Origin of the sequence: Thermocatellispora tengchongensis, assembly GCF_014202315.1 — a bacterium.
In the GTDB taxonomy this organism is placed as follows: Bacteria; Actinomycetota; Actinomycetes; order Streptosporangiales; family Streptosporangiaceae; genus Thermocatellispora; species Thermocatellispora tengchongensis.
The window spans coordinates 1-15,064 of record NZ_JACHGN010000026.1 but is presented as its reverse complement, the minus strand read 5'-3'; the positions used below and the strand labels follow the sequence as shown (position 1 = coordinate 15,064).

Genomic DNA, 15,064 nt, shown 5'->3' with positions numbered 1-15,064 from the left:
TCAGGGCGCCTCGAACCCGGCCTTGATGAGCACGTCCTTGCCCCGCTGCGACAGCACCAGGTCCACGAACCGCCCGGCCAGGTCGCCCGCGGGCGCCTTGGCCAGGGCGGCGATCGGGTAGTCGTTGACCGCCTGGCCGGCCTCGGGGAAGGCGATGCCCCGCACCTCGCCGCCCGAGGCGATCACATCGGTCGTGTAGACCAGCGCGGCGTCCACCTCGCCCAGCTCGACCTTGGTCAGGGTGGCCTTGACGTCCTGCTCCAGCGTGACCGGGGTGACCTTCAGCCCGGCCGCCTCCAGCGCCTTGACCGCGGCGGCGCCGCACGGCACCTGCGGCGCGCACAGGGCCACCTTCACCTTCGGGTCGGCCAGGTCCTTCAGCTCGTCCACCCCGGCGGGGTTGCCGGCCGGGACGGCGATCTGCAGCCGGTTGCGCACGAACGTGGCCGGCGCGCTCGCGAGCCCGGCGTCGGTCACGGTCTTCATCGTGGCCGGGCTGGCGGCGGCGAACACGTCGGCGGGCGCCCCCTGGACGATCTGCTGGGCCAGCGTGGCACTGGAGCCGAAGTTGAACCGGACCGTGGTGCCCGGGTTGGCGGCCTCGAACGCCTTGCCCAGCTCGGTGAACGTGCCGGTCAGCGACGCCGCCGCGAACACCGTGACCTCCTTGGCGCCGCTCGCGGGCGCCGAGGGCGAGGCCGAGGCCGCCGGACGGCCGGAGCCGCACGCCGTCACCCCGGCGAGCGCGAGCACGGCGGCGAGGGCCGTGGCCCATCGGGACAGACGCCTGGACACCAAGGGGGGCTCCTTCACTGACCGGCGGCCACGCGCTCGTGGCCGGGGATCTCGACGACGACATTGGTGGACTTGACCACGGCGACCGCCACGACGCCGGGCTCCAGCCCCAGCTCGTCGGCGGCCTGCCGGCTCATCAGCGACACCACCCGGAACGGCCCGGCGGCGATCTCGACCTGCGCCATCACCGCGTCCTTGATCACCTCGGTGACGATCCCCCGGAACCGGTTGCGCGCCGAGGACCGGCCGCCCTCGTCGCCGGTCGCCACCTGGGCCCGCGCGAACGCGGCCAGATCGGCGCCGTTCACCCGCCGGTGGCCGTGCTCGTCGCGCTCGGCCGGCAGCCGGCCGGAGTCGATCCAGCGGCGGACCGTGTCGGCGCTGACGCCGAGCAGCGCGGCGGCCTCGCTGATCCGAAAGGTCGTCACGAAGTCTCACCCTACCTCTCGCATGTGCCAATCTGAACACCCGTACGTCACCGCAGAAGCGGCGAGATACCGGACTTTCCCCTGGCATTCGCAAGAGCGGTGCGGGGTGAGGGCCGGGGGTGAGGCCGATCACCCGTTCCCAGGCCGGAGAGAAGGGCAGGGGTCGTCGGGGGCGAGGCCGAGCGCCTTGCCGGAGGCGAGGTGCGGGCTCAGGAACTCCGGATCGTCCGGGGCGGCTTGTGGGCCGCCGGGCCGGGGCCGGCGTGCGGCGCGCGATCATCGGCGCCTCCGGCAGGTCGCCCGCCCCGGAGCTCCTGGACCGGTTCTCCGGGCCAGGTCACGGCGGCGGTCAGTCCCACAGCGGCACGGTGCGGCCGAGGCCGGAGCGCGTGGCCGCGGTGTACAGGGCGCGGGCGGCGGCGACGTCCTGGACGGCGGTGCCGGTGGAGTCGAACACCACGATCTCGGTGTCGGACAGCCGCCCCGGCGCGCCGCCGGAGACCACCTGGCCGAGTTCGGCCCGCACCGGGGTCTCGGGCCGGTGGTGCAGCTCGCCGGCCTCGGCGCACTGATGGGTGACGTCGGTGACCAGGGCGGACGCGGCGAGCAGGTCGTCGCGCAGCTCGCGCTTGTGCGGGGCGTCGGAGCCGACCGCGGCGACCAGCGCGCCGGGGCGTACGTCCTCGCGGCCGAGGTAGGGCTTCTCGGCGGGGGTCAGCGTCACCACGATGTCGGCCTCGCGCGCCGCCGCGCCCGGGCAGGTGGCGGCCTCGGCGCCGTGCTCGGCGGCGAACTCGCGGGTCCTGCCGGCGTCGCGGCCCCACACCAGGACGCGGCGGATCGGGCGCACGGCGGAGACGGCGGCGATGTGGGCCGCGGCCTGGCCGCCCAGGCCGCACACGGCGAGCGTCGCGGCCTCGGGCAGGGCCAGGTGGCGGGCCGCGACCGCGGTGGCCGCGGCGGTGCGCAGGCGGGTGACGGTGGCCGACTCCAGCAGCAGCAGCGGTTCGCCGTTGCCGCTGTCGAACAGCGCGATCAGCCCGGTGATGCTGGGCAGCCCGAGCATCTGCGGCCGGTCGTAGAAGCAGGCGCCGATCTTGACGCCGACCGCGTCGCCGGCGCCGCTCGCCTTGATGTGGAACTCGCCGGGCGGGCTGTCCAGGTGCGCCAGCACGCTGGGCAGGGTCTCGCCGGCGGCGTACGCGGCGAAGGCGTCCTCGATCAGGTCGATGTAGTCCTCGGCGTCCAGCAGGTGCTCCACTTCGGAGCGGGTGAGCATGAGCATGCGGCGACCCTGTCAGGAGAGGGGAGACGGATGTAACAACCAATATTCTAGGTAGAAAAAGTGGGTTTTTGCGCTAGCATGGCCGTATGGCAGCTTTGCTGGACCTCGCTCAACTGCGGACGTTCGTGGCGATCGCCGACTGCGGAGGCTTCGGGCGGGCGGCCTCCGTGCTGCGTACCAGCCAGCCCACCGTCAGTCAGCATGTCCGCGCCCTGGAACGCGTCGTCGGCCGGCCCCTCGTGGAGCGCGACGGCCGCACGACCCGGTTCACCCCGGCGGGGGAGGTGCTGCTGGCCGAGGCCAGGCGGCTGCTCGCGGTGCACGACGAGGCGATGGGCAGGCTCGGTGTGGAGCGCGCGCCCACGCTCACCTTCGGGGCCACCGAGCAGGCGGCCGACCGGCTGCTGCCCGACCTGCTCGGCGAGCTGCGGCGCGGGTTCCCCAAGCTGAACGTGCTGTTCCGGCTCGATCGCACCACCGAGCTGCTGGAGGCCGCGCGCCGCGGCGCGCTCGACCTGGCCATGATCGTAGGAGCCGTGCCCGGTGGGACGGCCGTCGAGGTCGGGGCGCTGCCGCTGTGCTGGCTGGCCGCTCCCGGCTGGGCGCCCCCGCCGCGCGGCGATGAGATCCCGCTGGTCGCCTTCCAGGAGCCGTGCGGTCTGCGCCGGCAGGCCGTGCGGGCGCTGGAGGACGCCGGGTGGCTCGTTCAGGTCACCGCCGAGGCCACCAACTTCGGCGGCGTCCTCGCCGCGGCGCGGGCCGGGCTCGGCGTGGCCCTGATCCCCGCACCCGAGGACGCCCTGCCCGGCCTGGCCGGGGTGGCCCGCTTACCGGACCAGGGCGCGGTGCCCGTCCACCTCGCCGCGCGCGAGGGCCTGCGCCCCGACGTGCAGGAGGCCGCGAGCGCGGTCCTGCGCCGCTTTTTCGCCGCGCGGGAGCTGACCGCGGCCTGATCCCCCTGTACCGCCGTACGGCCGGCGCGGGCCGTACGGCTTTTTCATGCCCATTCAATCGCAAAATCGAATGGGACCCCATCGGTGATTCAAATGAATATGCGATGTGCTGCGGGAATGCTTGGATTGCCCGCTTGAGCAGGGATGATGCCGGTTGACTTCCGGCATTGGCCATGGTGTGATCCGCGCAGGAAGTGGCGGCTTCACCGTCATTCACCACCCATGTGCGTGTGCGAACAGAAATGGCTCAACCGATGTCGCCGACCGAAAATCCGGTAACCTCCGCGGAAGCCCCGGCCAGGCCGCGGCGCCGCCTGCGCTCCCGCAGGCCGCTCATCACCGCCGCCGCCCTGGCCGTCGTGGTCGCCGCCGCGCTCGCCGTCACCGTCGCGACCCGCGACGACCCGGGACCGGCCGCGCGCGGCGCTGCGGCCTCCGGGCCGGTCGCCGGGGGAACGCTCCGCTTCGCCGTGGCCGGCACCCAGGTGACCCTCGACCCCGCCGTGGCCGCCACCGCGGTCACCGGCCTGATCGACCGCAACATCTTCGACTCGCTGGTGGCGCAGACCGCGCCCGACCGATTCGAGCCCTGGCTGGCCTCGAAGTGGACGGTCTCGGAGGACGGCCGGACCTACACCTTCACCCTGCGCGAAGGCGTCACCTTCCACGACGGCACCCCGCTCACGGCCGAGGCGGTCAAGGCGACCCTCGACCACGTGGTGGACCCCAAGACCAAGTCGGCGTACGCGGCCTCCCTCATCGCGCCGTACGAGAAGGCCACCGTGCTGGGCGACCTGGAGGTGGAGGTCCGGCTCAAGCGGCCGTTCACCCCGTTCCTCCAGGCCCTGTCGGTCCCCTACCTGGGCATCCAGAGCCCGGCCGCGCTGGCCAAGCCCGCCGGCCAGTACGTCCCCGTCGGCACCGGCCCGTTCGCCTACGTCTCCTGGGAGAAGGACCGGCGCGTCACGCTGAAGCGCAACCCCGCCTACTCCTCCCCGCCGGCGGGCGCCGCGCACCGGGGCCCCGCCCACCTCGACGGCCTGGTGTTCGAGTTCGTCTCCGAGGACGCCACCCGCTACGGCGCGCTGACCAGCGGCCAGGTGGACGGCATCGCCGGAGTGCCCCCGGTGAACGCCAAGGCGTTGCAGTCGCTGCCCGGGTTCACCCTCACCGCCCAGGAGACGCCGGGCCTGAACTACAACCTCTACTTCAACCAGACCCGGGGGCCGCTGCGCGACGTCAGGGTCCGGCGCGCGCTGTCGGCCTCCGTCAACGTGCCGCAGTTGATCCAGAACATCTACTTCGGCCACTACAAGGCCGCCCGCAACCCGCTCAGCGCCACCACCGCCGCCTACGACGCCTCCGCCGAGCAGGCCCTGGCCTCCTACGACCTCGACGAGGCCGAGCGGCTGCTGGACGAGGCGGGCTGGAACGAGACCGGCCCCGACGGCTACCGCGTCAAGGACGGCAAGACGCTCACGCTCACCTGGCCGTACTGGGCCGAGGGCAACAAGGAACAGCGCGACGTGCTCGCCGAGGGCATCCAGGCCCAGGCCAAGCTGGCCGGGATCAAGATCGAGCGGCCCACGGTGGACACCGGCACGTTCGTCGAGAAGCACCTCATCGGCGGCGGCTACGACCTGGTGGACGTCAGCTTCGCCCGGCCGACCCCCGACGTGCTGCGCTTCGCCTTCGCCTCCGGCAACACCTACGCCAAGGCGGGCGGCAACGTGGCGCTGGTCGACTCCGAGGAGATCGACCGGTGGGTGGAGGAGGCCGCCGCGACCTCCGACCCCGAGACGGCCCGGCGCGACTACGCCAACGTCCAGCGCGAGGTGCTGGAGCAGGCGTACGTGCTGCCGCTCTACACCCCGGTGCAGCTCACCGGCTTCTCCACCGCGGTGCGCGACGTGGCCTTCGACGCCCAGACCTACCCCGTCTTCCACGGCGCCTGGCTGAAGCGGGCCTAGCGAGTGAGGCCGCACCTTCCCCCGGTGGCCCGCCGGGCGGCGCGCAGGATCGGCCTGATCCTGTTCGTGCTGTGGGGCGCCGCCACGCTCGCCTTCGCCGGGCTGCGCCTGGTGCCCGGCGACCCCGCCCGCATCATCGCGGGCGGGGTCCAGGCCAGCGCCTCCCCGGCCGTGCTCGACGCGATCCGGGCCGAATACGGCCTGGACCGGCCCTGGCCCGTGCAGTACCTGATCTTCATGGGCCGGCTGCTCCGCGCCGACCTCGGGGCGTCCTACCAGCTCAACCGCCCGGTCGCCGAGGTGATCGGCGAGCAGTTGGGCGCCACGCTGGCGCTCGCGGCCGGCGCGGTGGCGGGCGGCCTGGCCCTGGCCGTCGCCCTGGCCGTGCTCACCGCGGGCAGGCCGCGCGCCCGCGCCCTGGCGCGGGCGCTGGAGTTCTGCGCGATCTCGACCCCGGCCTTCTGGACCGGCATCCTGCTGCTCGCCGTGTTCTCCTTCCACCTGCACTGGTTCCCGGTGCTCGGCGAAGGCGGCGTACGCGCGCTGGTGCTGCCGTGGCTGACGCTGACGCTGTCCATCGCCGGCGTGCTCGCCCAGGTCACCAGGGAGGGGATGGAGCGGGCGCTGGACCAGCCGTTCACGCTCACCGCCCGCTCCCGCGGCGCCGGCGAGAACCGCGTCCGGCTGCGCCACGCCCTGCGGCACGCCGCGCTGCCGCTGCTCACCCTGTCCGGCTGGGTGCTCGGCGAACTGCTCGGCGGCGTGGTCGTGGTGGAGGCCGTCTTCGCCCGGCAGGGGCTGGGCCAGGTCATCGTGACGGCGGTCGCCGGGCGCGACTTCCCGGTGGTGACCGGCGTGGTCGTGCTCGCCGCGCTGACGTTCGCCCTGATCAGCGCGGCGCTCGACGTGCTGTACCGCGCGGTGGACCCGCGACTGCGCCGGGCGGCGACGTGACGGCCGCCACGTTCACGGCGGCGCGGGCCGTCCGCTCCCCGGTGGGCCCGGCGGTGGTGCTCGCCGGGGCGTTCCTCGCCCTGGTGTGCGCCGCGGCCCTGGCCCCGGACCTGTTCGCCTCCGCACCCGACCGGGTGGACCCGGCGTACGCGCTGCGCCCGCCCGGCGCGGACCACCTCTTCGGCACCGACCAGCTCGGCCGCGACGTGTTCGCCCGGGTCGTGCACGGCGCCCGCGCCTCCCTGCTGGTGGGCCTGGGCTCCACCGCGCTGGCCGCCCTGGCCGGCTCGGCGTGGGGACTGCTCGCCGCCCTGGGCGGCCGGGTCGCCGACGAGGTCTGCATGCGGCTGGCCGACGTGTTCCTGTCCTTCCCCAGCGTGCTGATGGCGCTGCTGGTCGTGGCGGTGCTCGGCCCCGGCACCCGCAACGTCACCATCGCGATCACGATCGCGCTCGCCCCCGGCTTCGCCCGGGTCGTCCGGGTACGCGGCGCGGTCGTGCGCGACGCGCCGTACGTGCGGGCGGCGGTCAACCTGGGCGTGCCGCCGTGGCGCATCCTGGCGCGGCACGTTGCCCCCAACGTGCTGGCGCCGCTGCTGATCCTGGCCACGATGAACGTCGGCGCGGCGATCACCGCGGGCGCCTCGCTCAGCTTCCTCGGCCTGGGCCCGCAGCCGCCGGAGGCGGAGTGGGGCGCGATGCTCGCCCAGTCGCGCGACTACTTCGACGCCTCCTGGACACTGGCCGTCTTCCCCGGCGCCGCCGTCACGCTCACCGTGATGTCGGTGACGATCGTCGGCCGCGCGCTCCAGGCCCGCTACGAGGGGCGGGAGGCCCGGTGACCGGCCGTCCCCTCGTCACCGTCGAGAACCTGTCGGTGGAGTTCGCCACGCGGCGCGGGGTCGTGCCCGCAGTGCGCGACGTCAGCCTCACCCTGCGGGCGGGCGAGTGCCTGGCCCTGGTCGGCGAGTCGGGCTCCGGCAAGAGCGTCACCGCGCGCACCCTGATCGGGCTGGCCGGCGACGGCGCCACGGTCCGCGCCCGCACCCTGGAGTACGACGGGCGCGACCTGCGCCGCTTCACCCGCCGCCAGTGGCGCCGGCTGCGCGGGCGGCACGTCGGCTTCGTGCTGCAGGACGCCCTGACCTCGCTGGACCCGCTGCGCCGGGTCGGCGACGAGGTCGCCGAGCCGCTGGAGGCCCACGGGCTGGCGCGCCGCGACGAACTGGAGGACCGGGTGCTCGCCCTGCTCGCCGAGGCGGGCGTCCCCGACCCCGGCGCGCGCATCCTGCAGTACCCGCACGAGCTGTCCGGCGGGCTGCGGCAGCGGGCGCTGATCGCCTCAGCCATCGCCGCCGGGCCCGCGGTGCTCGTCGCCGACGAGCCGACCACGGCGCTGGACGTCACCGTGCAGGCCCAGGTGCTCGACCTGCTCCGGGCCAGGAAACGCGCGGGTACGGCGGTGTTGCTGATCAGCCACGACCTCGCGGTGGTCGCCCGGCTCGCCGACCACATCGCGATCATGCGCGAGGGGACCGTGGTCGAGCGGGGCCCGGCCGCCCGGGTCCTGGCCGCGCCCGAGCACCCGTACACGCGCGAGCTCATGGCCGCCGTGCCGAGCCTGGACGGGCCGCGCCTGGACCGGCCCAGCCTGGACGGGCAGCGCCTGGACGGGCAGCGCCCGCCTGCCCCGGCCGCCCGCCCGGACGGCGGGACCCCGGTGGTCGAGGTGCGCGGGGCCGTCAAGCGGTACCGGTCCCTGGACGGGGCCGTGCGGACCGCCGTGCGGGAGGTCTCGCTCCGCCTCGGCCGGGGCGAGGCGCTGGGGATCGTGGGCGAGTCGGGGTCGGGCAAGACCACGCTGGCCAGGCTCGTCCTCGCCGAGACCCACCCCGACGCGGGCGCGGTGCTGTTGGACGGCGAGCCCTGGTCCGGCCTGCGCGAACGCGACCGGCGCGGGCGCAGGTCCCGCATCCAGCTCATCGACCAGGACCCGCTCGGCTCCTTCGACCCGCGCTACACCGTCGAGCGCGTCGTCGCAGAAGCCCTCGCCCCCGGCCTGCCGCGCGCCGCGCGCCGTGAGCGCGTCACCGCCCTGCTCACCGAGGTCGGGCTGGGCCCGGAGCACCTGGACCGCCGTCCCGCCACCCTGTCGGGCGGGCAGCGCCAGCGCGTGGCCATCGCCCGCGCCCTGGCCCCCGGCCCCGAGGTGCTGGTCTGCGACGAGCCCGTCTCGGCGCTGGACGTGACCGTGCAGGCGCGCATCCTGGCCCTGCTGGCGCGCCTGCGCGCGGAGTCCGGGGTGTCACTGCTGTTCATCTCGCACGATCTCGGCGTCGTGCGGCAGGTGTGCGACCGGGTGGCGGTCATGAAGGACGGCCGGATCGTCGAGTCCGGCGACGTCGAGACCGTCTTCGCCGCGCCCCGGCACCCGTACACCGCCGCGCTGCTCGCCGCCGTCCCGCGCCTGGAGCCCGATGCCGGGCGCGGCCACGCCACCACCGCCGACCAGAAAGGACGATCATGACCACCTTCGCCCACGCGCCGGGCCCCCGCTCCGCGGTGGTGACCGGCGCGGCCTCCGGGATCGGCCGCGCCGTCGCCGAGCTGTTCGCCGCGCGCGGCACCGGCGTCGTCGCGGTCGATGTCGACGAGGCCGGGCTGAAGCAGTTGGCCGGGCTCGACGGCGTGCTCACCCTCGCCGGCAGCGTGTCGGAGGAGGACGTCTCGCGCGAGGCGGTGGCCCTGGCCGTGCGCGAGCACGGCCGCCTGGACGCCGCCGTGCTCAACGCCGGCATCGGCGGCACGCTCCCGTTCGAGGAGCCCGGCGCGGTCGCCGCCGCGGACCGGATCTTCTCCGTCAACCTGCGCGGCCCGATCCTGGGCATCCGCGCCGCCGTCCCCGCCCTGCGCGCCGCGGGCGGCGGCGCCATCGTGGTGACCGCCTCGGTGGCCGGCATCCGCGCCGACCCCGGCAACTGGGCCTACAACGCCTCCAAGGGGGCGGTGCTCAACCTGGTGCGCGCCGCCGCGCTGGACTACGCGGTGGACGGCATCCGGGTCAACGCCCTGGCCCCCGGCCTGACCAGGACCCGGATCAACGCCGGGGTGCACGGCGACCCCGGGCTGCGCGAGCTGGTCACCCGCAACATCCCGCTGCGGCGCTTCGCCGAGCCGGCCGAGCAGGCCGAGGCCGCCTGGTTCCTCGCCTCGCCCGCCGCCTCCTACATCACCGGCACCACCCTGGTCGTGGACGGCGGCCTCGACGCCAACCTCGGCCTCCTGCCGCTCCCCGAACCCCGCTGACGCCCGCCGAACCCCGCCGAACCCAAGGAGCATCCGCATGAGCGCCACCGATATCAACCGGGCCGTGGCCCGCCGCTTCTACGACGAGGTCGTCTCGCAGGGCAAGCTGGAGGTCCTGGACGAGATCGTCGCCGACGACGCGCACGACCACGCCACGCCGTCCGGCTCCGGCCTGCGCTCGGGCCGGGCCGGGTTCGTCGAGCACGTGACCTGGCTGCGCGGCGCCGTCGAGGGCGTGACCGCCACCGTCACCGACACCGTCGCCGAGGGCGACCGGGTGGTGGTCTACTGGACGATCGACGGCGTCCAGCGCGGCGAGGTCTTCGGCGTGCCGCCCACCGGCCGCCGCTTCACCGGCCAGAGCATCTCCACCATCACCTTCCGCGACGGCCGGATCGTGGACTACGCCGTCCTGCCCGACCGGCTCGGCATCGTCGCCCAGCTCACGGCCTGAGCCGCCCCGCGAGACGTCCGCGGGCCGGGGCGCCGCACCCCCGGCCCGCGGACGCGTTTGCGGCGGGACCTGCTCCGACGGGATCTGTTCCGGCGGGATCAGCCGCCGAACCGGGCGGCGAACGCGCGCACCGCCTCCGCCGTGCTGCCCGCGTGCTCCTCCAGCGTGGTGAAGTGGTCGCCGGGGATGTCGGCCACCTCGTGCGGCACCGGCCAGTACGCCCGCCAGTCGCGCGGCCCGTCCACGGCGGTGCCGGGCAGCGGCTCCAGGGCGCGCAGCAGCAGGATCGGCGCCCGCACAGGGCCTGGCCGCCACTGCGCGAACAGCCGGTTGTAGGCGCCCATGGTGGTCAGCCGGGCGTCGTGCAGCTCCAGCTCGAACCGGTCGATGCGCTCCAGCATCCCGCCGACCATCGCGCCGGTCCACCACTCCATGCCCTCCTGGGCCGCGGCGTCGATCGGGTAGCTGTCGATCAGCGCGATCCCGGCCGGGAAGATGCCCTCGTCCTCCAGCGCCTGGGCGACGGCGTGCGCCACGCACCCGCCCATCGACCGGCCCACGATCACGAACGGCCCGTCGCCCACGGTGGCGCGCAGGGCGTCCACGTTCATCCGGATCAGCGTGCCGAGGGAGTCGGGCAGCGGCTCCTCGCCGTCGCCGGTGAACCCGGGGGACGGGATCACGTGCACGTCCCGCTCGCCGGCGAACGCCTGCGCGAACCGGGCGTACTCGTGCGGGCCGGAGATCGCGCTGAGCGCGGGGAAGCACACCAGCGACACCGGGGCGGGCCCGGACGCCGGGCGTACCGGGGCGGGGGCGTGTCCGTGCCGCTCGGCCAGGCCGAACCGCTCGCGCACCGGCGCGACCGCCAGCAGCAGCTCGGCCGCCTCGCGGTGCTTGCCGCCGTCGTGCAGCCGCCGGTGGATCGCGGCCAGCCCTGGCGCCGCCGGCGTGGTCCGGGCCGGCCGCGGCGTCCCGGCCGGGACCAGCTCGCGCGCCGCGTACGCCGCGAGGGCCCCGGGCGTGGGGTGGTCGAAGGTGAGGGTGGCGGGCAGGCGCAGCCCGGTGGCCGCGCCGAGCCGGTCCCGCAGCTCGACCGAGGTGAGCGAGTCCAGCCCCAGCTCGATCAGCGCCTGCCCGGCCGGGATCGCCGCCGGGTCCGGGTGGTCCAGCACCGCGGCGGCCTCGGCCCGGACCACGTCGAGCAGCGCGGCCTCCCGGCCGGCCTCGTCCAGCCCGGCGAGCCGGGCCGCGAGCGGTTCCCCGGCTCCGCCCGCCGAGGCGGCCCGCCGCGCCGGGCGGACCAGTCCGCGCAGCACCGGCGGCACGTCCCCCGCGGCGCCCGCCGCCCTCAGGTCGAGCGGCGCGGGCGCCAGCACGGGCGCGTCGTGCCCGCCGAAGACGGCCTCGTCGAACAGGGCGAGCCCGCCGCCTGCGGCGATGGGCCGCAGCCCGCGCCGGGCGATCCTGGCCCGGTCGGCGGCGCTCAGGTGCGCGGTGACGCCGGTGGTCTCCTCCCACAGGCCCCAGGCCAGCGAGAGCCCCGGCAGGCCGAGCGCCGCCCGGTGCGCGGCGAGCGCGTCCAGGAAGGCGTTGGCCGCGGTGTAGGCCGCCTGCCCGGCCCCGCCGAGGGTGGCCGCGACGGAGGAGTACAGCACGAACGCGTCCAGGGGCAGGTCCCGCGTCAGCACGTGCAGGTTCCAGGCGCCGTCCACCTTGGGGGTGAGCACGGCGCGCAGGCGCTCGCCGGACAGGCCGGGGATCGTCACGTCGTCCACCACGCCGGCCGCGTGCACCACGGCGGTGAGCGGGCGGTCGGCGGGGATGCGGTCGAGAAGGTCCCGCACGGCCCGGCGGTCGGCGACGTCGGTGGCCGAGACCGTGACCGCCGCGCCCAGATCGGCCAGCTCCCGCACCAGGTCCGCCGCTCCCGGCGTGTCCGCGCCCCTCCGCCCGGTGAGGTGCAGGTGACGCACGCCGTGGCGGGTGACCAGGTGGCGGGCCAGCAGCGCGCCCAGGCCGCCGAGCCCGCCGGTGACCAGCACCGTCCCGTCCGGCTTCCAGGACCGCCCGCCGCCGCCCGCCGGGTGCCGTTCCAGCCGGGGGGCGAACGCCGCCCCGTCCCGGATCGCGACCTGCGGCTCCTCCGCCGCGACGGCCCCGCGCAGCTCCAGCGCCGCGTCTGCGTCCAGGAGCGCGACCCGGTCCGGCAGCTCGGCCTGCGCCGAGCGCACCAGCCCCCAGACCGCCGCCGCGGCCGGATCGGGGGCCTCCCCGTGTACGGAGACCGCGTACCTGGTCAGCACCACCAGCCGGGACCCGGCCCAGCGCGGGTGCCCCGACCACTCCCGCAGCGCGCCGAGCACCCGCCCGGCCAGGTCGTGCGCCGCCTCCGCCGGGCCCGGGGCGCCCTCGCCCCGCAGCGCGGGCAGCACGACCAGGGAGGGCAGCGGCTCCCCGGCGTCCACGGCGGCGCCCAGCGCGGCGAGGTCGTCGTACCGCGCCACCGCGGCGCCGTCCGCGCGCAGCGCCTCGAAGACCGGCAGGGACGCGTCCCCGCCCAGCACCGCCCACGACTCCCGCCCGGCCGGGCGTGCCGGCAGCGGCGTCCAGACGGGCCGGAACAGCGCGTCCCGGTACGGCGAGCGGGCCGCGGCGAGCTGGTCGCCGCCCACCACCCGTGCCGTCAGCGCGCCGATCTCGACGACCGGAGCGCCGGTCGGATCGGCGGCCTGCAACGCCAGCCGGTCCGGGTCCGAGGTCACCACCCGCACCCGCAGCCCGGCCGCGCCCGTGGCGTGCAGCCGGACCCCGCTCCACGCGAACGGCAGCCGGCTGCTCCCCTCCGGCACGTCCGCCAGGCCCAGCCACGCCGGCAGGTGCACGGCGGCGTCCAGCAGCGCCGGATGCACGCCGAACCCGCCCGCCTCCCCGCGCCCGTCCTCCGGCAGGCTCACCTCGGCGAACAGCTCGTCCCCGCGTCGCCAGGCGGCGCGCAGCCCGCGGAAGGCCGGCCCATAGCTCAGCCCGGCCCGCTCCAGCTCCGCGTACGCCCCCGTCACGTCCACCGGCTCGGCGCCCGGCGGCGGCCACGCCGCGGCGAAGGGGAACGCGGGCTCCCCGTCCCCGCCCGCGGAGGCGACCGCCGTCGCGTGCCGGGTCCACTCTCCGTCCGAGCCCTCGGGCCGGGAGTGGATCTCGATGGTGCGCCGCCCGTCCTCGGCCGCGCCCGCGGCGACCTGGACGTGCACCGCCCCGGTCAGCGGCAGCGGGGCCTCGGCGACCAGCTCGTCCAGGACGTCCAGGCCGAGCCGGTCGGCGGCGTGCAGGGCGAGTTCCAGGAACGCCGTGCCGGGCAGGATCGGCGTGCCCTGCACCGTGTGGTCGCGCAGCCAGGCGTGCGTGGCGGGGGAGAGCCGTCCGGTGAGCAGCAGCCCGTCTCCCGCGGCCGGTGCCGCCACCGCCCCGAGCAGCGGGTGCTCCGCGGCGGCCAGGCCCAGCCCGGCGGCGTCCCGCGGCCCCCGCGACGGCGGGTCCACCCACAGCCGCTCGTGCTGGAACGCGTACGTCGGCAGCTCCACCCGGGTCACCGGCGTCTCGCTCGTCCACGCGACCGGGACGCCCGCGGCGAAGGCGGTCGCCGCCGCGGCGAGCGCGGTACGCCCGTCCTGCCGCCCCTTGCGCAGGACGGGCGCCGCCGTGACCCCGCCGCCCAGCAGTGCGGTGAGCACCCCGTCGGGGCCGATCTCCAGGTACGCGGTCGCCTCGGTGGCCCGCGCCGCCTCGTGGAAGCGGACCGGGTTGCGCAGGTGGTCGGCCCAGTAGTCCGGGGTGAGGTCGTGTTCGGGTCGTCCAGTGAGGTCGGAGACGAAGGGGATGGCGGGCGGGTGGAAGGTGATCTTCTTCAGTTCGTTCCGGAAGTCGTCGAGGATCGGGTCCATGTGGGGGGAGTGGAAGGCGTGGCTGACCGTCAGGTATTTGATCTTGTGGCCGCGTGCTCTGAAGCCCTCGGCGATGGCGTGCACTGCTTCGGTGTCGCCGGAGATGACGGTGGAGGTGGGGGTGTTGAGTGCGGCGATGGCGACGCCGGGGTGGCCGTCGATGGCCGTGGTGATGTCGTGTTCGGTGGCGTTGATGGCGGCCATGGCGCCCTGGCCTTCCGGGAGGGAGGCCATGAGCTGGGCGCGGGCGGTGATGAGGGTGATGGCGTCCGGCAGGGTGAGGATGCCGGCGGTGTGGGCGGCGGCGATGGCGCCGATGGAGTGGCCCGTGACGACATCCGGTTGGATGCCCCAGGTGGTGAGCAGGTGGGTGAGGGCGGTTTGGAGGGTGAACAGGGCGGGCTGGGTGTAGCGGGTGTTGTCCAGCAGGTCGGGGCGGTCGAAGACGATCTCCTGCAACGGCAGGTCGAAGGCCGCGGCGATTTCGTCGAAGCGGGCCGCGTAGGCCGGGTGGGTGTCGTAGAGGTCGCGGCTCATGCCGGCGTATTGGCTGCCTTGGCCGGTGTAGAGGAAGGCGAGGCGGGGGTGGTCGTGGGCGTGTCCGGTGGTGAGGGCGGGGTGGGGGCGGTCGTGGGCGAGTGCGGTGAGCGCGTCGGTGTGGTGGTGGGTGATGACGGCGCGGTGGGGGAAGAGGGTGCGGGTGGTGGCCAGGGCTCGCGCGATCCGGGCGGGGTGGTGGCCGGGGGTGAGGTGCGCGGCCAGCTTCGCCGCCTGGTCGCGCAGCGCCGCCGGGGTGTGACCGGACAGGATCCACGGGATCGGCTCGCCCGGCTCCTCCGCGGGCGGCTCGGGCTCCGCCGCGGGCGCCTCCAGGATCGCGTGCGCGTTGGTGCCGCTGACGCCGAAGGCCGAGATGCCCGCGCGGCGTGGGCGGCCGGTGTCGGGCCAGGGGCGGGCCTCGGTGAGCAGTCGCACGTC

General features: G+C 75.7%; 11 protein-coding genes and 1 pseudogene. 7 read left to right on the top strand and 5 right to left on the bottom strand.

The window, feature by feature from the left end; translation table 11 throughout:
* The 3 genes from modA to HNP84_RS42325 all read right to left on the bottom strand — a co-directional run bounded on the left by modA (nucleotide 1) and on the right by HNP84_RS42325 (nucleotide 2,508).
* The gene (gene modA, locus HNP84_RS42335) at nucleotides 1-795 is read right to left on the bottom strand and encodes a molybdate ABC transporter substrate-binding protein (protein WP_376772037.1); all 795 of its coding nucleotides are present in this window, start codon (nucleotides 793-795) and stop codon (nucleotides 1-3) included.
* A 14-nt stretch (nucleotides 796-809) separates the two neighbouring features.
* Nucleotides 810-1,223, bottom strand: coding sequence for a TOBE domain-containing protein (locus tag HNP84_RS42330; RefSeq protein ID WP_185055735.1), 414 nt, complete (start codon nucleotides 1,221-1,223; stop codon nucleotides 810-812).
* 349 nt (nucleotides 1,224-1,572) lie between these two features.
* Nucleotides 1,573-2,508 carry an ornithine cyclodeaminase family protein gene (locus HNP84_RS42325; RefSeq protein ID WP_185055734.1) on the bottom strand — a complete coding sequence of 312 codons (936 nt, stop codon included), beginning with the start codon at nucleotides 2,506-2,508 and terminating at the stop codon, nucleotides 1,573-1,575.
* Between the two features lie 86 nt (nucleotides 2,509-2,594).
* Here HNP84_RS42325 and HNP84_RS42320 point away from each other — a divergent pair, with 86 nt between their 5' ends.
* From HNP84_RS42320 to HNP84_RS42290, 7 genes are all read left to right on the top strand, one after another.
* The gene (locus tag HNP84_RS42320; RefSeq protein ID WP_185055733.1) at nucleotides 2,595-3,461 is read left to right on the top strand and encodes a LysR substrate-binding domain-containing protein; all 867 of its coding nucleotides are present in this window, start codon (nucleotides 2,595-2,597) and stop codon (nucleotides 3,459-3,461) included.
* Between the two features lie 254 nt (nucleotides 3,462-3,715).
* Nucleotides 3,716-5,431, top strand: coding sequence for an ABC transporter substrate-binding protein (locus HNP84_RS42315; RefSeq protein ID WP_185055732.1), 1,716 nt, complete (start codon nucleotides 3,716-3,718; stop codon nucleotides 5,429-5,431).
* Between the two features lie 24 nt (nucleotides 5,432-5,455).
* A complete protein-coding gene (locus tag HNP84_RS42310) occupies nucleotides 5,456-6,385 on the top strand; it encodes an ABC transporter permease (protein WP_185055731.1) in 930 nt (309 codons plus the stop codon).
* Entirely contained in the window at nucleotides 6,382-7,227 is an 846-nt protein-coding gene (locus HNP84_RS54235) for an ABC transporter permease (RefSeq protein WP_185055730.1), read from the top strand. Before HNP84_RS42310 ends, HNP84_RS54235 begins: the two co-directional genes overlap by 4 nt.
* Complete coding sequence (locus HNP84_RS42300; protein WP_185055729.1) at nucleotides 7,224-8,912, top strand: dipeptide ABC transporter ATP-binding protein; 1,689 nt, start codon at nucleotides 7,224-7,226, stop codon at nucleotides 8,910-8,912. The genes HNP84_RS54235 and HNP84_RS42300 overlap by 4 nt, the downstream gene beginning before the upstream one ends.
* Nucleotides 8,909-9,691, top strand: a complete 783-nt coding sequence (locus tag HNP84_RS42295; RefSeq protein WP_185055728.1) for an SDR family NAD(P)-dependent oxidoreductase — start codon at nucleotides 8,909-8,911, stop codon at nucleotides 9,689-9,691. Before HNP84_RS42300 ends, HNP84_RS42295 begins: the two co-directional genes overlap by 4 nt.
* A 37-nt stretch (nucleotides 9,692-9,728) precedes the next feature.
* Nucleotides 9,729-10,145 (top strand): ester cyclase, encoded by a 417-nt coding sequence (locus HNP84_RS42290; protein ID WP_185055727.1) that lies wholly within the window; start codon nucleotides 9,729-9,731, stop codon nucleotides 10,143-10,145.
* Between the two features lie 98 nt (nucleotides 10,146-10,243).
* Here the strand turns inward: HNP84_RS42290 and HNP84_RS42285 are convergent, their stop codons facing one another.
* Together HNP84_RS42285 and HNP84_RS57090 are read right to left on the bottom strand one after the other, a co-directional pair.
* Nucleotides 10,244-14,758, bottom strand: a complete 4,515-nt coding sequence (locus HNP84_RS42285) for an SDR family NAD(P)-dependent oxidoreductase (RefSeq protein ID WP_446697329.1) — start codon at nucleotides 14,756-14,758, stop codon at nucleotides 10,244-10,246.
* A gap of 15 nt (nucleotides 14,759-14,773) precedes the next feature.
* Nucleotides 14,774-15,064, bottom strand: a pseudogene (locus HNP84_RS57090) (ketoacyl-synthetase C-terminal extension domain-containing protein); the annotation flags it as partial.